Source organism: Streptococcus intermedius SK54 = ATCC 27335, assembly GCF_000413475.1.
GTDB classification, from domain to species: Bacteria; Bacillota; Bacilli; order Lactobacillales; family Streptococcaceae; genus Streptococcus; species Streptococcus intermedius.
Genome location: NZ_ATFK01000004.1, coordinates 177541 through 200387 on the forward strand (window position 1 = coordinate 177541; position 22847 = coordinate 200387).

The 22847-nt window shown below is 37.5% G+C and carries 18 protein-coding genes, 3 tRNA genes and 1 pseudogene; 3 read left to right on the plus strand and 19 right to left on the minus strand.

The genetic code is table 11. The annotated features are described in order from the left end of the window. Positions 1 to 17 precede the first annotated feature (17 nt). From HMPREF1654_RS06305 to dnaG, 9 genes are all read right to left on the minus strand, one after another. Positions 18 to 1727, minus strand: a complete 1710-nt coding sequence (locus tag HMPREF1654_RS06305; RefSeq protein WP_003076471.1) for a cache domain-containing sensor histidine kinase — start codon at positions 1725 to 1727, stop codon at positions 18 to 20. Then, complete coding sequence (locus tag HMPREF1654_RS06310) at positions 1724 to 2458, minus strand: response regulator transcription factor (RefSeq protein ID WP_003076277.1); 735 nt, start codon at positions 2456 to 2458, stop codon at positions 1724 to 1726. Before HMPREF1654_RS06310 ends, HMPREF1654_RS06305 begins: the two co-directional genes overlap by 4 nt. Positions 2459 to 2515: 57 nt before the next feature. After that, complete coding sequence (gene msrB, locus HMPREF1654_RS06315) at positions 2516 to 3625, minus strand: peptide-methionine (R)-S-oxide reductase MsrB (protein ID WP_003076846.1); 1110 nt, start codon at positions 3623 to 3625, stop codon at positions 2516 to 2518. Positions 3626 to 3637: 12 nt separating this feature from the next. Further along, a complete protein-coding gene (locus HMPREF1654_RS06320) occupies positions 3638 to 4222 on the minus strand; it encodes a redoxin family protein (RefSeq protein WP_003072742.1) in 585 nt (194 codons plus the stop codon). A 16-nt stretch (positions 4223 to 4238) separates the two neighbouring features. Next, positions 4239 to 4949 carry a thiol-disulfide oxidoreductase-associated membrane protein CcdA2 gene (ccdA2, locus tag HMPREF1654_RS06325; protein WP_003069152.1) on the minus strand — a complete coding sequence of 237 codons (711 nt, stop codon included), beginning with the start codon at positions 4947 to 4949 and terminating at the stop codon, positions 4239 to 4241. 140 nt (positions 4950 to 5089) lie between these two features. Then, positions 5090 to 6418 (minus strand): branched-chain amino acid transport system II carrier protein, encoded by a 1329-nt coding sequence (gene brnQ / locus HMPREF1654_RS06330; RefSeq protein WP_003076420.1) that lies wholly within the window; start codon positions 6416 to 6418, stop codon positions 5090 to 5092. Between the two features lie 150 nt (positions 6419 to 6568). Beyond that, positions 6569 to 6898 carry a metal-sulfur cluster assembly factor gene (locus HMPREF1654_RS06335; RefSeq protein WP_003072745.1) on the minus strand — a complete coding sequence of 110 codons (330 nt, stop codon included), beginning with the start codon at positions 6896 to 6898 and terminating at the stop codon, positions 6569 to 6571. A 17-nt stretch (positions 6899 to 6915) separates the two neighbouring features. After that, a complete protein-coding gene (rpoD, locus tag HMPREF1654_RS06340) occupies positions 6916 to 8028 on the minus strand; it encodes an RNA polymerase sigma factor RpoD (protein ID WP_003072747.1) in 1113 nt (370 codons plus the stop codon). A 2-nt stretch (positions 8029 to 8030) separates the two neighbouring features. Beyond that, positions 8031 to 9806, minus strand: coding sequence for a DNA primase (gene dnaG, locus HMPREF1654_RS06345; protein ID WP_003076824.1), 1776 nt, complete (start codon positions 9804 to 9806; stop codon positions 8031 to 8033). A 160-nt stretch (positions 9807 to 9966) separates the two neighbouring features. Here dnaG and mscL point away from each other — a divergent pair, with 160 nt between their 5' ends. Both mscL and HMPREF1654_RS06355 read left to right on the plus strand, forming a co-directional pair. Then, a complete protein-coding gene (gene mscL, locus HMPREF1654_RS06350; RefSeq protein ID WP_003077044.1) occupies positions 9967 to 10344 on the plus strand; it encodes a large conductance mechanosensitive channel protein MscL in 378 nt (125 codons plus the stop codon). A gap of 243 nt (positions 10345 to 10587) precedes the next feature. Then, on the plus strand, positions 10588 to 11904 hold the full coding sequence (locus HMPREF1654_RS06355) for an FAD-containing oxidoreductase (protein WP_003076505.1): 1317 nt from the start codon (positions 10588 to 10590) through the stop codon (positions 11902 to 11904). A 59-nt stretch (positions 11905 to 11963) separates the two neighbouring features. Here the strand turns inward: HMPREF1654_RS06355 and HMPREF1654_RS06360 are convergent, their stop codons facing one another. Both HMPREF1654_RS06360 and gyrA read right to left on the minus strand, forming a co-directional pair. Next, a complete protein-coding gene (locus tag HMPREF1654_RS06360) occupies positions 11964 to 12707 on the minus strand; it encodes a class A sortase (RefSeq protein WP_003076729.1) in 744 nt (247 codons plus the stop codon). A 20-nt stretch (positions 12708 to 12727) separates the two neighbouring features. Further along, positions 12728 to 15175, minus strand: a complete 2448-nt coding sequence (gene gyrA / locus HMPREF1654_RS06365) for a DNA gyrase subunit A (RefSeq protein ID WP_003076822.1) — start codon at positions 15173 to 15175, stop codon at positions 12728 to 12730. A 198-nt stretch (positions 15176 to 15373) separates the two neighbouring features. On the opposite strand from gyrA, the gene HMPREF1654_RS06370 reads away from it, so the two are divergent. Then, entirely contained in the window at positions 15374 to 16357 is a 984-nt protein-coding gene (locus HMPREF1654_RS06370; RefSeq protein WP_003072763.1) for an L-lactate dehydrogenase, read from the plus strand. A 134-nt stretch (positions 16358 to 16491) separates the two neighbouring features. On the opposite strand, the gene HMPREF1654_RS06375 is transcribed toward HMPREF1654_RS06370, so the two are convergent. The 8 genes and pseudogenes from HMPREF1654_RS06375 to parC all read right to left on the minus strand — a co-directional run bounded on the left by HMPREF1654_RS06375 (position 16492) and on the right by parC (position 22686). Beyond that, entirely contained in the window at positions 16492 to 16896 is a 405-nt protein-coding gene (locus HMPREF1654_RS06375) for an NUDIX hydrolase (protein WP_003076414.1), read from the minus strand. A 74-nt stretch (positions 16897 to 16970) separates the two neighbouring features. Then, positions 16971 to 17042: transfer RNA gene (locus tag HMPREF1654_RS06380), tRNA-Arg, on the minus strand. An 82-nt stretch (positions 17043 to 17124) separates the two neighbouring features. After that, the gene (rpsA, locus tag HMPREF1654_RS06385) at positions 17125 to 18324 is read right to left on the minus strand and encodes a 30S ribosomal protein S1 (protein WP_003072767.1); all 1200 of its coding nucleotides are present in this window, start codon (positions 18322 to 18324) and stop codon (positions 17125 to 17127) included. 161 nt (positions 18325 to 18485) lie between these two features. Further along, a tRNA-Gln gene (locus tag HMPREF1654_RS06390) sits at positions 18486 to 18557 on the minus strand. A gap of 42 nt (positions 18558 to 18599) precedes the next feature. Continuing rightward, positions 18600 to 18680: transfer RNA gene (locus tag HMPREF1654_RS06395), tRNA-Tyr, on the minus strand. 52 nt (positions 18681 to 18732) lie between these two features. Then, the gene (locus HMPREF1654_RS06400) at positions 18733 to 18963 is read right to left on the minus strand and encodes a DUF2969 domain-containing protein (RefSeq protein WP_003076889.1); all 231 of its coding nucleotides are present in this window, start codon (positions 18961 to 18963) and stop codon (positions 18733 to 18735) included. Positions 18964 to 19066: 103 nt separating this feature from the next. Further along, positions 19067 to 20098: pseudogene (locus HMPREF1654_RS06405) on the minus strand (branched-chain amino acid aminotransferase); the annotation flags it as partial. Between the two features lie 131 nt (positions 20099 to 20229). Continuing rightward, positions 20230 to 22686 carry a DNA topoisomerase IV subunit A gene (gene parC, locus HMPREF1654_RS06410; RefSeq protein WP_037589431.1) on the minus strand — a complete coding sequence of 819 codons (2457 nt, stop codon included), beginning with the start codon at positions 22684 to 22686 and terminating at the stop codon, positions 20230 to 20232. Between the last annotated feature and the right edge of the window lie 161 nt (positions 22687 to 22847).

Here is a 22847-nt window from a genome sequence, read left to right on the forward strand (position 1 = left end):
CCAACTGAAATCTTTCATCAGTTGGTTTTATTTGCCTTTGGAAAATAGAGACGAATCTCCGTATAAGTATTTTCTTCAGATTTAATTTCCATGTGATAGGATTTACCAAATTGTAATTGCAAACGCTGATTAACATTCTTCAAACCGACACCACCTAGGTGCATCAAGAGAGTATCAGCTGTATCATGAGCGACAAATCCTCGACCATTATCGTAAATGGAAAGAATTAGTTGATGACTATTTTCATAAACAGTAACCCGAATCATCCCTTGACGATTCATTTCCTTGATACCATGATAAATCGCATTTTCAACCAAAGGCTGCAAAATTAATTTTGGAATCTGATAATTATCATAAGCACTTAACTCTTCAATTTCATACTGTAATTTCTCTCCATACCGCTGTTTTTGAATGAACAAATATTGCCGAACATGATCAATTTCATCCTTGAGAGAAATTTGTTCATGACCTTGATTAAGTGCCAAACGGAAATACTTAGCCAGTGATTTTGTGACTTCTACAACACTTTTGCTATCATTAAATTCTGCCATCCAAACAATGGTATCTAATGTATTGTACAAAAAATGAGGGTTAATTTGACTGGAAAGCGCCTGTAATTCATATTTTCTGACATTTTGCTCTTCTTCTTTGACAGCCATCATCAATTTGTCAATCTGATTGAGCATTGTATTAAACTGTTTGGCCAAATCAATCAATTCGGGGGATCCTTTTTCAACAGCTCGCAAGTGCGCATTCCCAGATCCGATAGCTAAAATGGTCTCTTGCAACTCATGCAAGGGCTTAATCCATAAACGCAAGATAAACCAAATGCCAATAAGACAAATACCTAAAGCTAATAACCCTGTTCCGATAAAAGACCAAAGAATTTGTTTTTGCACAGCATGCAGTTGCTCCATAGAAGACACACCAATCAAGGTCCAGTCACTATGTGGAATTTGGTACTGAGATACGTAGGCCTGCTTTGATTTTACATAACCATTTTTTGCAGCAATATAGGGCGCCATCGCACGCATTTCAGTAGCGGATGAATAAACTGCTTTCTTTGGGTGATAGACAAAATCATGTTTGTCATTCACAATGAAGGTAAAACCGTCTTTCCCCAGTTGCAGGCGATCTAGATAGGCTTCCAACGTCTTATAACCAATGTCAAGCCGAATAACACCCAAATTCTTCCCGTCTTTATCTACTACTTCTTGTGTAATAGAAATAACCCACTTTTCATCCGTTTCCTTATCAACAGTTTTTCGTGCTGGTGTCAGTACGGGCATAGCGCCCTTATGAATAGCATCCTGATACCAGTTTTCTTTCATCATATCACTAGATGTTTTCACTGTTAAATCAGGATCAGTTGAAATAAAATTGCCATCTTTTGTCACCAAAACCGCGGATACCAAATCAGAATCCGTTTTTAAAATCATAGCCAGCAATTGACGGAGTTGTCCAGCATACCTTTCATCAGGTTTCTGTGCATAAGTTTTTACTGTCTCGCTTTCAGCTAAACTACTAGTAGTTTCCTTTAATTTTTGCAAGTAAGAAGTAATAAACTGCCCACTTTGCTGAATCGTATTACGTGTTGTTTGTTCTGTTGTTTGTCGAATAGCCGCCGAGCTAGTTTGATAATAAAGTCCTCCGACAATTCCCAGAAGAACCAAAATAATAACAAAAACATAAATCACCAGCTGAATCAGAAGTGAATAACGTTTCATTGAGTGTCTCCTTTTTTAAATTGCCGAGGTGTCACTCCAACGATTTGCTTAAAGCGTTGAGAAAAGTAATTCATATCCTCAAAGCCGACTTGCTCTGCTACTTCGTATACTTTTAAATCCGTCGTTAGCAATAGCAATTTTGCTTTTTTCATTCGCTCTTGAATTAAATAATCTTGAAATGGCAAACCTAGTTCCTTTTTAAGCAATACACTCAAATAAGATGGACTAAAGCCTAATTGAAAGGCTAAAGATTTTAAGGATAATTCTGTATCGGCTAATCGGTCATGGATAGCTTGTTCTAAGGCCGAAAATTCTGCCTGCTCTACTAGCTCATGCACCTGGTGCTCCTTCTTTTCCTTATCCAATTTCACTTTCACTTTTATTAACATGGTTTCAACATCTTCTCGTGAAAACGGCTTTAGTAAATAATCATCCGCACCTAATTTAACAGCTGAAAGGGCATATTCAAAATCATCGTACCCTGTTAAAAAAATAATATGTAATTGCGGATACTGTTCTCTCGCTAATTGGGCTAATTTAATACCATTCATCTGAGGCATATTAATATCAGTCAGGATAATATCTGGGCATTCTGCTTGAATCTTTTCCCAAGCCTCTAAACCATTTTCAGCCTCACCTATCACTTGCATGTTAAATTTTTTAAAGTCTACTAAAGACGAAATACCTTGTCGAACAAGGTATTCATCTTCTACAATCATAATTGAATACACGAGCGCACTCCTACTATTTACTAAACTCATTATAGCAAATTTTTTCTTAAAATGCTGTTAGACATAGTTCAATAAATATCCATAACCTTTGCTTTCCATTTGGTCTTTAGGAATAAACTTGATAGACAAGCTATTAATACAATAACGAAGTCCACCTTTATCTTTAGGACCATCTGTAAAAACATGCCCCAGATGGGAATTACCGACTCGACTTCGTACTTCTGTCCGAGTCATATTAAAGCTATGGTCTTCTTTATAGTTTGCGACATCCGGGCTAATCGGACGCGTAAAACTTGGCCAACCACAACCTGATTCAAATTTATCCTTTGATGAAAATAGTGGCTCACCTGTTACAACATCGACATAAATTCCTGCATCAAACTTATCCCAATAACGATTTGAAAAAGCACGTTCGGTCTCATCTTTTTGAGTTACCGCATATTCTTCCTCTGTCAATTTTTTCTTAATTTCGTCATCTGATGGTTTTTTGTATTTAGCTGCGTCAATCACTGGATAAGTTGCCTGTTTTACATTTATATGGCAATATCCATTTGGATTTTTCTTCAAATAATCTTGATGGTACTCTTCAGCCTTGATAAAATGTTTGAGCGGCTCTTTTTTAACTGCCAAAGCTGTTTTAAATTTTTTGCTTTGTTCTTCAAAAACTTGGTTGATAGTCGTGATATCGGCTTGGTCTTGATAATAGACACCTGTGCGGTATTGAGGACCACGATCATTTCCTTGTTTATTTTTGCTAGTTGGGTCAATAATTCTAAAATAATGTAGCAAAATCTCTCTTAAAGAAATTTTATTGGCATCATAAGTCACATGAACCGTTTCAGCATGTTTAGTTTGTGAGATTAGTTCATAGTTCGTTGTCTCGCTATTTCCGTTCGCATAGCCAGAGACTGCATCTATTACACCATTAACACGAGAAAAATATTCTTCTACCCCCCAGAAACAGCCACCTGCAAGATAAATATGTTTTAAATTAGCATTTTTCAAATCAGGTTTCTTGTTGTTGACGGGTGTCGTTTGGCTAACAGATGCTTCTTTAATTTGATTAATAGATGACTTCGTTGTCATAAAACGTCCCCCCAAAACAATTGTACCAAGGATAAGTAAAATGGATCCGAAGAGTAAAAGCAATTTCATTTTGTGATCCATCGTCATTACCTCCTATTTGATACTTTTCAGAGTTGATTCAATTTCAGATTTTTTGATAAAACCTGGACGAGTTTTAACTAATTTTCCATTACTATCAATAAATGCGGCTGTTGGATAAGAGCGAACTCCATATTGCTCTAGTAATTTTCCACTTGAATCAATCAAAACAGGTAAGTTTTTATAATCTAGTTTTGAATACCACTTTTTGAAATCTGTTTCTGATTTTTCACCCTTATGACCTGGAGAAACGACTGATAAAATAACGTAGTCTTTGCCATTTTCTTTCGCCAATTCATCCGTGTGTTTCAGCGTGGATAGACAGATTGAGCACCATGATGCCCAGAATTTCAAATAAACTTTCTTTCCTTTAAAATCTGATAGTTTATAAGTCTTGCCATCGACTCCTTTTAGATTAAAATCAGGAACAGCTTCTCCTTGATTTGCTTTTGTAGCAGTAACCTCATTGTTCTTGTTAGTTACTTGTCCTTGTTCAGTTTTATTTGTATCATTTGCTGAAGAATTTGTTTTTTGATTTGCACATGCACCTAAAAAAGTAGCACATAACAAACTCGTAACAACTAACATTGATTTTTTCATGGGATTTCCTCCTTTTTTATCCACCAAATATTGAAGCCAGAACGTTGAAATTTCCTAGCATGAGTAAGATTCCCATTAAAATAATGAGAGCCCCTCCAATCTTCTTCAATGTGCTCATATAAGGTTTAATTTTCCCAAAATGGCGTAATACAATTGAAGAAGCAAAAGCTAAAATAAGAAATGGGATAGCTAATCCTAGGGTATAAACCAACATGAGCAATCCACCTTGCCAAGCTCCATTTCCACCAGAAGCAGCAATAGCTAATACTGAACTAAGGACCGGGCCAACACAAGGTGTCCAACCAAAACTAAAAGTTACACCTAATAAGAAAGCATTGTAAAAATCATTCCTATTCTTATTTTGCTTTAATTGGAGACTTTTTTGTCGTTGTAATACCTTGAAATTTATCAACTCCATTTGATGAATACCAAGTAGAATGACAATAGCCCCCAGTACATAACGAAACCAATCAGCGTTCAAGATTTTTCCTAAAAATCCTGCTCCATATCCAAGAATTAGAAATACAACTGATAAACCAGCAATGAAAAATAGTGTTTTTACAATGCCATACCAAGAGATTTTCTTTCCCAAAACAGTCACTGTCCTCGGCTCATCTGTATCTAACAAAATTCCAACATACACCGGTAAGAGAGGTAAAATACACGGCGAGAAGAAAGATAAGATACCGGCCAAAAATACAGAAATTGAAAATACGGTTGATGCCATACCTTTTCTCCTTACTAATTTTCTTTATATAGCTAGTATATATTTGATGAGCAAAAAAAAATAGAGGTGACGATTTGAAAAAACTTGAATTTAATATGGTCATAAAAAAATCTACCACTTTCGTGATAGACTTCTTGAGATTATTCCATTTCAAAAGTATCGCTTTTTTGCTTGTTCGGTAAAAACAAAGAGACTATAATTCCAATAACTGTTGGTATTAGCCAAGGAATAGATGCTTGGGCAAGTGGTAGGATGTTGATTATACTTATAAGAGCAGTTAATTTAAATTGTTGTCCAATAATACTTGTAAAGGCAATAGCTGTCACAACGGCTACTGTCAATTGCATTCCTATTTTAGATAAGGCAACAAATTTATTGACTATCACAATCATTACGATTGCAATGGTAATTGGATAGAGAATTTGTAAAACTGGCACAGAATACTGAATAATTGTTTCCAATCCAAGATTTGCAATTGCAAATCCAATCAATGTAAAGACTGTCGCATAAGTTTTATAAGCAATCGCAGGAAACGTTTTGTTGAAAAATTCAGATGTTGAGACAATCAAACCAACCGTTGTGGTAAAACAAGTCACTATCACCATTACAGCAAGGAAGATTTGCGCTGTTGGTCCAAAAATAGCCTGTGTAGCTCGGGACAAGACATAAACCCCTTTATTGGCATCAGACGCCATTACATCAGCAGGAATTGGGAAATGATTCCCTAAGAAAGCCAATCCAATATATAACGCACTAAACCCAAGTGCCACCACCACTCCAACAATCCAAATAGTTGAAATATATTCTTTTTTATTGGCAAAACCAAGTTGGTTCAATGTTTGGACAGCAATAACACTAAAGGCAACAGAAGCAAGTGCGTCAAGCGTATTATACCCTTCAAGAAAGCCGGCTCCAAAAGCTGCCTTTGCGTATTCTGTACTAGCTGTTTGTGGTACGGTAGCCCCATATTTAATGACTCCTAGAATGATTAGAATGATAATCAAGATGGCAAAGACGGGGGTCAAAATGCGACCAATCCGATCCAAAATTTTAGAAGGATTTAATGAAATCAGATAAGCAGATACAAAATATAAAACTGTAAAAATAATGAGTCCCAAACCAGTCATATTACTCGGAAGCAATGGTGCAATTCCAACTTCATAGGAGGTAGTCGCTGTCCGTGGTATGGCAAAAAAAGGACCAATTGCCAAATAAAGAGCCACTAAGTAACTCGTTGCAAACCACGGAGAAATCTTTTTAGAAATCTCATAAACATAACCTTTTGGATTTAATGCACCAATAATCAATGTCAAAATGGCAATTCCAACTCCCGAAAGTACAAATCCAGAAATTGCTGGCCAAAAATTCTTACCTGACATGGCTCCTAAAGTCGGCGGAAAAATTAAATTACCTGCGCCGAAAAATATTCCAAACAAGAGTAATCCTGTTAGCGCTCCTTTTTTTAACATATTGCTCTCCCTTTTTAAATTAAGTACGTTTAATCATTATAACAGATTCTAACAATACTTCAAGTAATATAGAGGATAAAGTTAAAATATTTTATAAATTCTGAATGTTTTAGCAAAATAAAAAACAGCACAATCATGCTGCTCTTTATCTTATTTAATTCCTAAAGCAATACGCGCATAACGACTCATTTTATCAACTGTCCATGCTGGATACCATACTAATCTCACTTCCACTTTGCTCACTTCAGGTACATCTGACATCGCATCATGAATCTGATCAGTTAATAAGTCTGCCAACGGACAACCCATGGTGGTTAATGTCATATCAATCTGCGTCTCACCATTTTCGTCATTGAAATGAATTTCATAAACCAAGCCAAGATTTACAATATCAATTCCTAATTCAGGGTCAATGACTTGTTCTAAACTTTCTAAGATACGATTTTTAATATCTTCAATTTGTTCATTTGTGTATGTCATGGTGCCTCCTATTTCTATTAATCCTCAATAAAATCACGCAACGGTTTGCTACGACTCGGATGACGTAATTTACGCAGAGCTTTTGCCTCGATTTGTCGAATTCGTTCACGAGTTACGTTAAAGACTTTTCCAACATCTTCGAGTGTACGCATCTTTCCATCATCTAAACCGAAACGCAAACGCAATACATTTTCTTCACGGTCTGTTAATGTATCGAGAACCTCATCTAATTGCTCACGCAGGACGATACGTGTTGTATAATCAACTGGGTTTTCAATGACCTCGTCTTCGATAAAATCACCTAAATGACTGTCATCTTCTTCTCCAATAGGCGTTTCAAGAGATACTGGTTCCTGTGCAATTTTCAAGATTTCGCGGACTTTATCCGGTGTCATATCCATGCGTTCAGCAATTTGCTCCGGTGTGGGATCTTGCCCCAATTCCTGCAAAAGATTGCGTTGCTCCCGTACTAATTTATTGATTGTTTCGACCATATGAACCGGAATTCGAATTGTACGAGCTTGATCGGCAATTGCACGAGTAATCGCTTGACGAATCCACCAAGTAGCATAGGTTGAAAATTTAAAACCTTTGGTATAGTCAAATTTATCAACAGCTTTCATCAATCCCATGTTTCCTTCTTGGATCAAGTCAAGAAACTGCATACCGCGCCCAACATAGCGTTTTGCAATGGAAACAACCAATCGCAAATTAGCTTCCGCTAAACGCTGTTTTGCTTCCAAATCGCCTTGCTCCACAAGAACAGCTAATTCTTGCTCTTCTTCATTGGTCAATAGTGGAACAACGCCAATTTCTTTTAAATACATACGGACAGGATCATTCACTTTAGCAGAATTACTGCCAAGTAATTCCTCATCTGTTAATTCAACTTCTTCTTCCTCTGTATTTAAAACTCGTTCACTTGGATTTCCTTCTTTATCTGTAATAGCAATCCCTGCATCTTGAATCCGTTGAAGAAGATCCTCAATACCATCAGCATTTAAAGTAAATGGAATGACTAGCTGATCATTGATTTCATCATCGGTTGCTGTACCAGTTTTTTTATGGTTGCGAATAAATTCTGCAACTTGAACATCAAAAGTTGTTACTTCTTTTTGTTTTGTAGCCATCCCTACTCCATTCTCCTTTTTTGAGCGATAAATCGCTCTAACTCTTCTAATGCCGTATCTGCATCACCCTCATGAGATGCTTCACGAACTTTTTTACCAATTAATTGATTTTCTTTACGAAGCAATTCTTTGTCTCGTGTTTGCTCCACTTCAGCCAACTCCTGATCAGACACTTCTTCGGGTAGATTTTCATTTAAAACCCGATACCACGCCTCTTGTACCGAATCATTTTGCTCAGATAAATCTTGTGGCGAGACCTCGCCATTTGCCTTTAAAATCTCATACAAAATCTGCAGCTCGGCTGTTGTGAAACGAAAATCTTTTCGCAAGCGATAATCATTTAAAATCATAGGATTATCAACCATTCGTTGCAAGAGATGACTCTCTGCCTTAATTAGCCGTGATACTCGCTGCGTTATGGGAATATCAGGGTTTATCACCTGATGTTGGGCTTGCTGTTTCTGCTCTCTTCGATTCACTAAACGATGATTATTAACAGCTTGCTCCACTTGTTGGTAATCAAAATTAGGTAACAATTCAGCCAACATATAAATATATGAATTCTGTGCAGTAATAGATTGTACCTGTGCAATCAGCGGAGACATTCGCTCAACAAATTCAATTTGGGCTTGTAAATTTTCAATATTATCCGGCTTCAGATAGTTCAAAAGAAATTCTATATCGCTAATTCGCGTTTTAGTTAATAAAATCTGCAAATCCTCAGGGGAATTTTTTTCAATAAATTCATCTGGATCCATACCATCAGGAATTTTGACAATTTGAACTGATAAATCGTGTAATTCATCCAATGCTTTTGCCGTAGCCGCTTGTCCGGCTTTATCACCATCGTACGTTAGAATAACTTTCTTTGTAAACCTACGGAGTTGCTCTACATGTTCATGTGTCAAAGCCGTCCCCATAGACGCTACAGCATTTTCAATCCCTGCACGATAGGCTGCAATGACATCCATAAAACCTTCCATTAAATAAACTTCATGGTGTTTTTTGATAGTTGCTTTTGCCTTGTCTAAATGATACAACTCATAGCTCTTATTGAAAATTGGAGTACTACGACTATTTTTATATTTAGCAACTTTTTGATCTCTCTCACTAACTTGCCAAATGCGACCCGAAAAAGCAATGACTTGTCCTTTATCATTTGTCAATGGAAACATAATCCGATTTTGAAAGGCGTCATAAATTAGACTATTATCAGCTAAATTGAATAGGCCTGAATTCATAATGACTTGTTCATCAAACTTCTCGCTAACACTTTTATAAAGATAGTTGCTTTCATTCGGAGATAAGCCAATTTGAAAATGTTTGATTACCTCATCTGTCAAGCCACGTTCATAAAGATAAGAACGCGCTTTCTCACCTATTTTCGTAGTCATCAACACTGCATGGTAAAACTTTGCAGCTTCTGCATGAATATCATAAAGTGCTTGATAAGGGTGTGTTTGGTTTGTCTGTTCTTTTCTACCATTTTCTACTTCTAATGGAATCCCTGCACGATCAGCAATGATTTGGACAGCATCCATAAAAGGAACACCACGATAATCTTCAATAAATTTAAAGACATCACCAGATTTTCCACAACCAAAACAATGATAAAATTGCTTCTCTTCTACTACATTGAATGACGGAGTTTTTTCACCATGAAAGGGGCAAAGTCCCAAATAGTTCCTTCCAGCCTTTGTTAGAGCAACGACTTCTCCTACAATCTCGACGATATTGACACTATTTTTAATATCAGAAATGATTTCTTTATCAATCAATAGACAATACCCCCAACTTATCATAGAATAACAACTTACATTTTATAATAAATTTACCAAAAAGTAAAATATTCACTATATTTTTTAGATATTTTATTGAACTTTTTGTCTATTTAAGATATAATGTAACTTAGTATTGTATTTTGAAAGGAAAAAGAAAATGTTAAAGGATCTTAAAGAATTTTTACTTCGCGGTAATGTAATTGATTTAGCAGTCGGTGTCATTATTGCCAATGCTTTTGGAGCGATTGTTAAATCGTTGATTGGTGATGTTATCACACCACTCTTTCTCAATCCAGCGTTAAAAGCTGCTGGCGTAAATCAAATTGCTGGTTTAAAATGGAATGGAATTGCGTATGGCAGCTTCTTAAGTGCTGTTATCAACTTCCTCGTCATCGGAACTGTTCTCTTCTTCATCGTCAAGTCTGCTGAAAAAGCACAAAGCCTTACTAAAAAGGACGATACTGTTGAAGAACCAGCAGGTCCAACTGAATTAGAAGTCCTTCAAGAAATTAAAGCGCTACTTGAGAAGAAATAAACGTTTAGTAGCAAGAATTCTAATTAGCTAAGGTCAAAAGCCTGCTCTCAAAAAGGCTATATTCGTTGAAAACATAATTTATTGTATGAGTTTGGAATATTTGTATACTCCAGGCTCTTTTTTTGCTATAAAAATCTAATAGTTTATTGCCATCTGTATCAGCTGGTTCAATTTTACAAAGCAAAATACAGGCATTTTTTAAATAGATGTGTTACAATGCTTATAAAAATGGAGGAAAAAATCATGTTAATATACGATTTGATTGTTATTGGTTTTGGTAAAGCTGGAAAAACATTAGCAGCAAAAATGGCAACGCAAGGAAAAAAAGTTGCTTTAATTGAACGTAATAAATCTATGTACGGCGGAACTTGTATCAATATTGCTTGTATCCCAACCAAAACATTACTAGTAGCTGCAGAAAAAGGATTACCTTTTGAAGAAGTAATCGATGAAAAAAATGCAGTTACCAATCGACTGAATAAAAAAAATTATACAACTATTAGTGATGCTGGAGTCGATATTATTGATGCAGAAGCTCATTTTTTATCGAACAAAGTCGTTGAAATTGTAGCAGGTGACGAAAGACAAGAATTAACAGCTGAAAATATTGTCATCAATACAGGTGCTATCTCTAACGCTTTACCAATTCCAGGACTTACTACAACAAAAAATATTTATGACTCTACAGGTATTCAAAACCTTGATAGACTACCTAAACGTCTTGGAATTCTTGGCGGCGGGAATATCGGTCTTGAATTTGCCGGTCTTTTCAATACATTAGGGAGCAAGGTAACTGTTCTAGATGCTGCCGATACCTTTCTACCACGTGTAGAACCCTCTATTGCGACTATAGCTAAAACATATATGGAAGAAGATGGTATCGAAATTTTTCAAAATATCTTTACTCAAGAAGTCAAAAATGATGGTGACGAGGTGATTGTTGTTACTAAAAATAGAACTTTTCACTTCGATGCTTTGCTTTATGCTACTGGTCGCAAGCCAAATATTGAACCATTAAAGCTAGAAAATACAGACATTCAAGTAACAGATCGTGGGGCTATCCAAGTTGATAAACATTGTCAAACCAATGTTCCTGGCGTCTTTGCTGTTGGAGATGTCAATGGTGGATTACAATTTACCTATGTCTCATTAGACGATTTTCGTATTGTCTACAATTATCTGACAGGCGATGGTTCTTATACACTTGACGATCGTAAAAATGTACCGACTAGTATGTTTATCACCCCTTCGCTAGCTCAAATTGGCCTAACTGAAGCGCAAGCGAAGGAACAAGGGTTGCCTTATGCAAGCAAAGAAATTCCAGTTTCAGCTATGCCGCGCGGACATGTTAACGCTGATCTCAGAGGAGCATTTAAAGCTGTTGTCAATATAGAAACAAAGGAAATCCTTGGTGCGACTATCTTCTCGCAAGGCGCTCAAGAAATTATCAACATAATAACTGTAGCTATGGACAATAAGATTCCATATACTTATTTCACAAAACAAATTTTTACTCATCCAACTTTAGCTGAAAATCTTAATGACTTATTTATGATTTAGTTATCACTACTATACTTTTCAATATAAAATGAGCTAATTTTTCATTAGCTCATTTTATATTATAATTGCATTTGATTATATGTTTTGCCAAATGCCTTTAAAATTTCTTTTGGCGCCCCCTTATAAGGCGTTTCTCCATCTAGTGTTCCTTTGACAATCGTGCGGGATGTTGCTGCTGCGTCTTCACATGTTACTAAGGTCACTTCATTCACACCTTCGCGGTCATTGATCACATCTACTCTATCAGGGGCCACATTCTCAACTGATGTAATAGAGTAGGTATAAATTTTTTCTTTATCTGTCAGGTAAATTTTCATTCCACTTTTGGCACGATCTAAAGGAGAAAATAGCATATTACTTGCACCTGTAATCCCAAATACATGATGACTAGCCAAGGCATAATTCCCTTTTCCCATTTGTTGCGTTTCTTTCATAGTACCTGCACCATAATAAAGCCCTACATTATCCAAGCCTTTAAAGATTGGTAGATTCATTGAAAGTTCTGGGATAGCAATTCCTCCAATAACTGGTAATTGCTGAGCTCGCCATTGAGCATTAATCACATCTTCTGTTGATAATGATTTTACTTTGTCAAAATTAAAGCTAGTTTTGGCTTTTTTGTTTTTATTAATCTTATCTTTTGAAACATTGCTAACTTGATACCTATTGGTATGCCAAACCATAATCATATTACGAATAGAAGAGTTAAAAATAAGTGCAAGTGCAACAATAATTAACAATGTCGCAATGATGTTAATTAGAATATTTTTTCTTTTATTACGCTTTTTTCTTCTTGATGACATAATATTTCCTTTTATCCAGTTTAATCTTCATCCTCTTCTTTTTCATTATCCGCTGTAACGCTTGTAAAGGTAACAATCTGTGCTCCTTTATCGAGCCGCATTACTTTAACACCTAAAGTCGCACGGCCTGTCTGAGAAATATTAGCAACATTCGTTCGAATGATGACCCCTGTATTCGTGATAATCATCAAATCTTCATCACCATTCACGGCCATCAAGCCTGCTAATGGACCATTTTTCTCAGTAATATTAGCTGTTTTCATTCCTTTTCCGCCACGACCTTTCGTAGCATACTCACTGGCTAAAGTTCGCTTACCATAACCTTTTTCAGTAATAACTAATACTTCTTGATTATCTGAAATGACACTAGCGCCTACAACATGGTCATCCGTACGCAAATTTACTCCTCTCACACCAGTCGCACTACGTCCCATATTCCGAACTTGGTTTTCGTTAAAACGTACAGCGTAGCCCATTTTTGTTCCGATAATGATATCCGCTTGTCCATTTGTCAAAAAGACGTTAATCAACTCATCTTCTTCTTTTAAATTCAGAGCTTTTAACCCATTTTGACGAATATTAGCAAATTCCGTTACGCTAGTTCGTTTTACCACACCATGGCGTGTAGTGAAGAAAAGGTAAGAATGAGTATCGTGTTCAGCTTGAACATTGATGATTGTCTGAATCGTTTCACCTTCGTCCAATTTCAATAAGTTGACAATTGGCAATCCTTTAGCTGTACGACCATATTCAGGAATTTCATAACCTTTCAAACGATAAACACGCCCTTTATTGGTAAAGAAGAGTAAGCGATCGTGTGTGCTGGTAGAGACTAATTCACGAACAAAATCATCATCTTTCACACCTGTTCCTTGAATACCACGGCCCCCACGTCTTTGTGCAGTAAATTCATCCTGATTCAGCCGTTTAATATAACCTTTATTGGAAAGAGTGATTAAAACATTAGTTTCTTCGATGAGATCTTCGTCTTCTAGAGATAATACTTCACCAACCATTAATTCCGTGCGGCGTTCATCAGAGAACTTACGTTTAATCTCTTCTAATTCTTCCTTGATAATGGTAGCTACTCGTTCCGGTTTTGCCAAAATATCCATCAAATCTGCAATTAATTTCATTAAGTCATCATATTCAGACTGGATCTTATCGCGCTCCAATCCTGTCAAACGACGAAGACGCATATCCAGAATTGCTTGACTTTGACGTTCAGATAACTCATAACGTGACATTAATTCCGCTTGTGCTTCAGCATCGGTTTCACTATTTCGAATAATGCGAATGACTTCATCAATATGATCAAGCGCAATTAACAAACCTGCTAAAATATGAGCACGAGCTTCGGCCTTTTCCTTATCAAAAACCGTCCGACGTGTTACCACTTCTTTTTGATGTTCAATATAAGCTAGTAAAATTTCACGAAGAGACAAAATTTTAGGCACTCCGTTTTGAATTGCTAACATATTGAAACTGAAATTTGTTTGCATTTGCGTTAATTTGAACAAGTTGTTCAAGATCACATGCGCACTTGCATCACGCTTTACTTCAATGATGAAGCGCACTCCTTCTCGATTAGATTCATCACGGACTGCCGTAATTCCATCGATCCGTTTTTCTTGAACCAGCCGGACAATATGTTCATGAACTTTTGTCTTGTTGACCATATACGGAAATTCAGTGATAACAATTCGTTCACGTCCAGATTTAGTTTCTTCGATTTCTGTTCGAGCACGTAAAACAATGGACCCCTTACCAGTTTCATAAGCACGATGAATACCTGACCTTCCCATTACTAAAGCACCTGTTGGAAAATCTGGTCCAGGTAATACTTCCATAAGATCGCGCGTTGTTACATCTGGATTGTCCATGATCAATTTAACGGCATCAATAGTTTCACCAAGATTGTGAGGAGGAATATTGGTAGCCATCCCCACAGCAATACCAGTTGCTCCATTGACCAGCAAATTAGGAAAACGCGACGGTAAGACTAATGGTTCACGCTCACTACTATCATAGTTATCTGCAAAATCAACTGTATTTTTATTAATGTCGCGCAACATTTCAAGGGAAATTTTACTCATACGAGCTTCTGTGTACCGTTGCGCGGCAGGGCCGTCCCCATCCATAGAACCAAAGTTCCCGTGACCATCTACTAACATGTGACGATAAGACCACCATTGTGCCATCCGCACCATAGCTTCATAAATAGAGGAATCTCCATGTGGGTGATATTTCCCCATAACATCACCCGTGATACGAGCAGATTTCTTATGTGGTTTATCAGGGGTTACACCTAGTTCATTCATTCCATACAATATTCTTCGATGGACAGGCTTTAAACCATCTCGAACATCAGGAAGGGCACGAGCCACAATGACACTCATGGCGTAATCGATAAAACTCGTCTTCATTTCGCTCGTTAAGTTCACATTGACTAAATTATTATCCTGCATTAAAAAATGCCTCTCTTCAATTTATATGACCTTATCATTATAACATAAATTCGGATTTTTTTCAGTAAACACCCTTGAATATAAAAACGTTTACATAAGATAATATGTATTATATCCGTGACAAATTACTACAAAAGTGATAGAATGAAGTTGTAAAGGGACATGTTCCCCAATAAATTAAAGGAGATGTTTAGCAAAATGACTCTTACTAAACAACATAAAAAAGTCATCCTTGTTGGTGACGGTGCTGTAGGTTCTTCTTACGCATTTGCTCTTGTCAACCAAGGTATCGCTCAAGAACTTGGTATCGTTGATATTTTCAAGGAAAAGACTGAAGGGGATGCTGAAGACCTTAGCCACGCCCTTGCCTTCACTTCACCTAAGAAAATCTATTCAGCAGAATATGCTGATGCGCACGATGCAGATCTTGTCGTTTTGACTGCTGGTGCACCCCAAAAACCAGGTGAAACTCGTCTTCAATTGGTTGAGAAAAACCTTCGCATCAACAAAGATGTTGTTACCAAGATTGTTGAGTCAGGATTTAATGGTATTTTCCTTGTAGCTGCTAACCCAGTTGACATCTTGACTTACTCAACATGGAAATTCTCTGGTTTCCCTAAAGAACGTGTTATTGGTTCAGGTACTTCTCTTGACTCAGCACGTTTCCGTCAAGCACTTGCTGAAAAATTAGATGTAGATGCTCGTTCTGTCCATGCTTACATTATGGGTGAACATGGTGACTCAGAATTCGCTGTTTGGTCACATGCTAACGTTGCAGGTGTTAACCTTGAAAACTATCTTCAAGATGTAGAAAACTTCAATGCTGCTGAATTGGTTGACTTATTTGAAGGCGTTCGTGACGCTGCATATTCAATTATCAATAAAAAAGGTGCAACTTTCTATGGTATCGCAGTTGCTTTAGCTCGTATTACAAAAGCTATCCTTAATGATGAAAATTCAGTTCTTCCACTTTCGGTCTTCCAAGAAGGTCAATATCCTGGTGTTACTGATTGCTATATTGGTCAACCAGCTATTGTTGGCGCACATGGTATTGTCCGTCCAGTCAACATCCCATTGAATGATGCTGAAAAACAAAAAATGCAAGCTTCTGCTAAACAATTAAAAGACATCATTAACGATGCTTTCTCTAAAGAAGAATTTGCCTCAGCAGCTAAAAACTAATGAGATTTTATCTCACTCCTTGGTAAATCAAGGAGTTTTTTTGTATCTAAAAAATAAGTACTATAAAAGTTATGATGCTATACAAATCAATTTTATAGTACTTATTTCTCTTCCCCAATTTACATTTTATCAATTTATTCCAATATATCCTTTAAATAAGGAACGACTTTTTCGCCTTTCATATCTGATAGAGTCCGAATCCAGCGAAATGCTGTATGTTCTTCTGCATCAAGTTGAATTTTTCTATGTTCAAGTAATTCTGCTTGATAAACTAAACGCGTAAAAACGACACCCTTTGCCTTATCGTAGCAGCTATCTTCATGAAGAATCAAACTTAATTGTACCTTTTGGTTAACTTCTTCCATCACTTCACGCATAGCTCCGTCTCGTGGTAATTCATTTTCTTCCACACCTCCTTCTGGAATGTCCCAATATTCTGGGTACATATTTGGTAAACCACGTTTTACCTCACTTCGTTTAATGAGCAAATAGCTTCCGTCCTTTTCAATTAAAGCATGAGCAATCAATTTTACAGGCATTCGAAATCCCCTTCTCCTTTATAAAAAACAAAATTCTTGTTTTAGACAAGAATTTTTAAATAGTTAACAAACAATCCACCCTGAGAGAATCGAACTCCCATCTCAAGAACCGGAATCTTACGTGATATCCATTACACTAAGGGTGGCAACCATTCTATTATACAAAAAATTTATGAAAATAACAAGTAAAAAAAGATTGAAATGATAGATTCCAATCCTTTTATTTTATTATAATTCAATATCGCCAAACAAGTCAGCCATTGAGAATCCAGTTTGAGTTTCTGGGAGTTCAAAGTCACGTTTTTCTTGACGTTTTGGACGACGAGGACGTGATTGACGTTTTTCTTTTTGTTCATCTTCTTGAACTGGACGTTCTTCAAGAGCTTTGATAGAAAGTGATACACGTTCTGCATCAGCATTAACATCAAGAACTTTGACAGTTACCTCTTGACCGACTTTAAGCACATCTTTTGGATTTTCAACACGTTTATGTGAAATTTGGGAGATATGAACCAGTCCATCAATGCCTGGCAACACTTCAACAAATGCACCAAAATCTGTTAAACGTTTAACCGTACCTTCGATAACATCACCGGCAGCAAGTTTTTGTTCAACACCATCCCATGGCCCAGGGGTTGTAGCTTTAAGAGAAAGTGATACACGACCTTCCTCTTCATTTAAATCAAGCACTTTTACTTCGATTTCATCACCAACTGACACAACTGATTTAGGTGAAACGTTGCGTTCATGTGATAATTCCGTCAAGTGAACAAGACCGTCAACACCACCAAGGTCGATAAAAGCACCAAAACTTGTAATACGTGCAACTTTACCAGTTACGATATCACCAACAGCTAATTTGCTAAATACTTCGGCACGTGCTGCTGCCGCTTTTTCTTCCACTACTTCACGACGTGAAAGGATGAAACGGTTTTCTTTTGGATCTACTTCTTTAATTTTTGCTTCAAATTCTTGACCAACAAAACGTTCCGTATTACGAACAAAACGAGTATCTAACATTGAAGCTGGAATAAAACCACGAAGTCCTTCAAACTCTACTGAAAGTCCACCCTTAACTGCACGAGTTCCTTTTACAGTGACAACTTCTTCTTCACGTCCGACTAACTTGTCCCATGCTTTGCGAGCTTCTAAACGTTTTTTAGATACAAGGTAAGTAACTGTATCAGTATCTTTACCAACTACTTGACGAAGAACAAGCAATTCAAGTGTTTCACCTGGTTTTACTAGGTCGTTAATGTCAGCATCACGATCGTTTGTCAATTCGCGAAGGGTTAACACACCTTCAACACCAGTTCCAGCGATTGCAACATTAGCTTGGCTTGCATCAACAGTCAATACTTCAGCAGTAACGACATCACCTGGCTCAACTTGGCTAACACTATTTAGCAAATCTTCAAATTCATTCATCTAAAAAATCCTCCAACAATCAAGCTTTTCTAGCTTGACATACTTATAATATTTTTCCTAAGCACCGCAATGACATTGAACTATCTTTAACGTTTCTCACCCTATAAAGAAATAAAATACCCTAAGATATTTTACCATTTATCTGATATATTACCTAAGAACTGGGGTAGCTGGATTCGAACCAACGCATGAGGGAGTCAAAGTCCCTTGCCTTACCGCTTGGCTATACCCCAAAAAAGAATGTAGACATACTTTTTAAAGACTAAGTACGCTCATGGAGAGGGAGGGATTCGAACCCCCGAACCCGAAGGAGCGGATTTACAGTCCGCCGCGTTTAGCCTCTTCGCTACCTCTCCTGCACAATCAACAGTATTCATTATACCATTGATGAAAAGAAAATACAAGCATTTATTTACTCAAATTATATGTTTCAACCAATTTTTCCACTGCATTTTCAAGTTTTTTATAAAAACTATCAACATTTTCATTTTTTATGATAGCAAATTGTCCATCAAACTCAGCAATTTGCCCAATGACCTTTTTACCAATTGACAAAATATAACCTTCATATTGTTCATTTCCTACTTTTACTTGGCTATCTGCTAATTGGATTTCAATCTTTTTATCTTTTTTACTCATCAAATACCTCTTTCAAATCTCTATTTTACAAAAAAATAAGAAAACTAGCAAGCAATACGTGAAAATAAAAACTATCTCAATGAAGAGACAGTTCCAAAAATTTTTAAACTTTTACAACCCATCCTTCTGGTGCTTCAACATCGCCAAATTGAATACCAGTTAGTTCATCATAAAGTTTTCGAGTGATCGGGCCTACCTCGGTCTCGCTATAAAAGACATGAAAATCCTCGCCATGCTGAATACCACCAATTGGAGATATAACTGCTGCTGTACCGCAAGCCCCTGCTTCAGCAAAACGATCTAAATTATCAATCGGAACATCTCCTTCGATCGCTTTCAAACCTAAACGATGTTCTGCTAAGTATAGGAGAGAATATTTTGTGATAGAAGGCAGGATGGATGGACTATACGGTGTCACAAATTCATTATCTTTGGTAATCCCGAAGAAATTTGCAGAACCTACTTCTTCTATCTTCGTATGAGTAGCTGGATCTAAATAAATAACATCTGAGAATTTATTTTCGTGCGCCATTTGTCCTGGAAGTAAGCTTGCTGCATAGTTTCCACCGACTTTAGCTGCCCCTGTACCATAAGGGGCTGCACGATCATACTTATCAGAAACAATAAAGTTTGTTGGAGTCAAGCCACCTTTAAAGTAATTTCCTACAGGCATTGCAAACACTGTAAAAATGTATTCATCTGCTGGTTTAACACCAATGATGTCGCCAACCCCCAACAATAATGGACGAATATAAAGGGTTCCTCCTGTTCCATACGGCGGAACATAATCTTCATTGGCACGAACCACTTGTTTCACAGCATCTACAAACATATCTGTCGGAACTTGTGGCATTAAAAGGCGATCTGATGTACGTTGTAGGCGTTTTGCATTTTGATCTGGGCGAAACAACTGCACACTACCATCTTTTGTACGATAGGCTTTCATTCCTTCAAAGGCTTGTTGTCCATAATGAAGGCAAGGAGATGATTCGGACATATGTAAGGTTGCTTCTTCAGTCAATCCCCTTTTTTCCCACTGCCCATTTTTATAATAGGCAAGATAGCGATACGGCAATTTCATATAGGAAAAACCAAGATTTTCCCAATCAAGATTTACTGACATAACATTCTCCTTTTTGAATTTATGTTTTTTATTTTACACTAATTTTAGATATTTTCAATAGTTTTTTGTAAAATTCTGAAAATTTTTTAATTTCAGTTTATATGAACACCGCAAAAAAATCAGCTCTTGAAGCTGATTTTCAATTATTTAAGATTTGCAGAAAACACTTCTTCATCAGAAATCGTATCTGAGATGAAGCTACCATTACTAGTTCTTTCAGACAAGCTAAGATCAGCTAGGTTCACTTCGTAAGTAGTTCCTTTGTTAGAAACTATGGACAAAATTTGCTCTTCTTCTACTGTTGGAGTTTCTGAACTAAAGAGATCGAGTTCTACAGATTGTTCTCCAAAAACAGGCCCAGCTGCAAAAATACGATGCGGTTTAGTCTTGAGCTCTCTCAATACTTGAAGCCCTCGATTTGCTCGGCTAGTAACAGGAATGCCTGTAATTGCCATTCGTTTGAGGGAACCGCGCTGGGTTAAGAGATAAAACGAGGCAGTGTTGGCGATAAAGGCTGACACTAGTACATCGTCCTTTTTAAGGTTAATAGCCTTAACACCTGCTGCTTTGGCACCCACAACCGGTACCTCTGCAACATTAAATCGCAAGGCATAGCCATTCTTCGTCACTAGCATGACATCATCTAGCTTAATTGGAGAAATGCCGATAATTAGATCATCCTCATTTTTTAATTTGGCAAACTTGACCGACTTGGATTTATAGGTTCGCCAAGGGCTAAATTCTTTTCGCTCCACGCGCTTGATTTGTCCTAGTTTTGTTACTGCAAAATAAGTTTCTTCGTCAAAATCATCAACCACTTCTGCATAAATGACTTCTTCGTTCGTCTCAAAATTGGTAATAGTCTGACTGATATGTTCTCCGATTTCTTTCCAGCGAATATCTGCCAATTCATGAACCGGCCGATAGATGACATTGCCAAGATTGGTAAAAATCAAAAGATGTTGAGTAGTCTTTGCTAAATGGACAAAAATAAGATGGTCATCATCCCGCTTACCGACCTCATTAAGCGTTGATGAATTGAAAGAGCGCGGACTAGTGCGTTTAAGGTAACCACTACGAGTGACACTAACAAATGTTTCTTCTTCCACAATCAGACTTGCTGTATCAATCTCAATGGCATTTGCCGTATCTTGCAATTCACTAAGACGAGGATTACCAAATTTCTTTTTGACTTCACGAAGTTCACGTTTCATCAAATTGTACATCGTTTGCTCATCGCCTATAATGGCAGCCAGCATTGCAATTTTCTCGCGCAGATCTGCTTCTTCCTCCTCCAGAACTACTACGTCCGTATTGGTCAAACGATAAAGTTGAAGCGTGACAATGGCTTCTGCTTGCTCTTCGGTAAAATCATAGCTGACTTTGAGGTTTTCCTTGGCATCTGCTTTATTTTCTGAAGCACGAATGAGCGCAATCACTTCATCTAAAATCGAAATAACTCGAATTAGCCCTTCCACAATATGGAGTCGCTTCTCAGCCTTGGCCTTGTCAAAACGGCTACGAGCTAGAATAATATCCTTGCGGTGGGCAATGTAACTGGTCAAGATTGGTACAAGCCCCACCAAACGAGGCGTAAAATTGTCGATAGCTACCATGTTGAAATTGTAATTAACTTGCAAATCAGTGTACTTGAAAAGATAGTTGAGAATCAGCTCAGTATTAGCATCTTTCTTAAGCTCGATAGCAATGCGAAGACCGTCTCGGTCGGACTCGTCCCGTACCTCAGCAATGCCGGCCACCTTGTTATTGACCCGCACATCGTCAATCTTCTTGACCAAGACCGCCTTATTAATCTCATAAGGAATCTCGGTAACAACAATTTGCTCTTTGCCACCTTTAAGCTTTTCAATCTCAGTTCTTGAGCGCACCACAACTCGACCTTTACCAGTCTCGTAGGCTTTTTTTATTTCGTCTCGGCCTTGGACGATGGCTCCTGTCGGGAAGTCCGGACCCGGCAGAAACTCCATGAGTTTGTCCACCTTGGCTTTGGGATGATCAATCATGTAGACCACTGCATCGATGACTTCAGCCAGATTGTGAGGCGGAATGTCTGTCGCATAACCAGCAGAAATTCCCGTCGCACCATTAACCAAAAGATTTGGAAAAGCAGCAGGCAATACAGTTGGTTCTTTCTCCGTATCGTCAAAATTCCAAGCAAAAGGTACGGTATCCTTCTCGATATCTTGCAGAAGATAGCCAGCAATCTCAGCCAAGCGCGCCTCAGTATAACGCATAGCCGCTGGCGGATCCCCATCCATAGAACCATTATTTCCATGCATTTCGACAAGAATCTCACGATTTTTCCAATCCTGAGACATGCGGACCATAGCATCGTAGATCGAGCTATCACCGTGTGGATGGAAATTCCCCATGATGTTCCCGACCGACTTGGCTGACTTGCGGTAGCCCTTATCAAAGGTGTTGCCGTCCTTATTCATTGAATAGAGAATACGGCGCTGCACAGGTTTCAAGCCATCACGAATATCCGGTAAAGCTCGCTCTTGAATGATGTATTTGGAGTAGCGACCAAAGCGCTCTCCCATGATGTCCTCAAGGGACATGTTTTGAATGTTACTCATATAGGATACAGAGCCCGTAAAATACAAAGTGAAAATAGGAAATTATTGCAGTGAGCGATGCTCACAAGAGAATTTATCTTTTTCACACAGTATTTAGGGCGTGTTCAACTCCTTTCAAAGAATGTAGAGTAGTTTTTTATAAAATAAAAGATATTTTACGG

Bases quoted from the DNA above. Each gene is read 5' to 3' on its own strand.
- mscL (WP_003077044.1), top strand. From the start codon at position 9,967: ATGTTAAAGGATCTTAAAGAATTTTTACTTCGCGGTAATGTAATTGAT.
- msrB (WP_003076846.1), bottom strand. From the start codon at position 3,625: ATGGATCACAAAATGAAATTGCTTTTACTCTTCGGATCCATTTTACTT.
- HMPREF1654_RS06305 (WP_003076471.1), bottom strand. From the start codon at position 1,727: ATGAAACGTTATTCACTTCTGATTCAGCTGGTGATTTATGTTTTTGTT.
- ccdA2 (WP_003069152.1), bottom strand. From the start codon at position 4,949: ATGGCATCAACCGTATTTTCAATTTCTGTATTTTTGGCCGGTATCTTA.
- HMPREF1654_RS06355 (WP_003076505.1), top strand. From the start codon at position 10,588: ATGTTAATATACGATTTGATTGTTATTGGTTTTGGTAAAGCTGGAAAA.
- HMPREF1654_RS06360 (WP_003076729.1), bottom strand. From the start codon at position 12,707: ATGTCATCAAGAAGAAAAAAGCGTAATAAAAGAAAAAATATTCTAATT.
- HMPREF1654_RS06335 (WP_003072745.1), bottom strand. From the start codon at position 6,898: ATGACATACACAAATGAACAAATTGAAGATATTAAAAATCGTATCTTA.
- parC (WP_037589431.1), bottom strand. From the start codon at position 22,686: ATGAGTAACATTCAAAACATGTCCCTTGAGGACATCATGGGAGAGCGC.
- rpoD (WP_003072747.1), bottom strand. From the start codon at position 8,028: ATGGCTACAAAACAAAAAGAAGTAACAACTTTTGATGTTCAAGTTGCA.
- rpsA (WP_003072767.1), bottom strand. From the start codon at position 18,324: ATGAATGAATTTGAAGATTTGCTAAATAGTGTTAGCCAAGTTGAGCCA.
- HMPREF1654_RS06320 (WP_003072742.1), bottom strand. From the start codon at position 4,222: ATGAAAAAATCAATGTTAGTTGTTACGAGTTTGTTATGTGCTACTTTT.
- HMPREF1654_RS06370 (WP_003072763.1), top strand. From the start codon at position 15,374: ATGACTCTTACTAAACAACATAAAAAAGTCATCCTTGTTGGTGACGGT.
- HMPREF1654_RS06375 (WP_003076414.1), bottom strand. From the start codon at position 16,896: ATGCCTGTAAAATTGATTGCTCATGCTTTAATTGAAAAGGACGGAAGC.
- brnQ (WP_003076420.1), bottom strand. From the start codon at position 6,418: ATGTTAAAAAAAGGAGCGCTAACAGGATTACTCTTGTTTGGAATATTT.
- gyrA (WP_003076822.1), bottom strand. From the start codon at position 15,175: ATGCAGGATAATAATTTAGTCAATGTGAACTTAACGAGCGAAATGAAG.
- HMPREF1654_RS06400 (WP_003076889.1), bottom strand. From the start codon at position 18,963: ATGAGTAAAAAAGATAAAAAGATTGAAATCCAATTAGCAGATAGCCAA.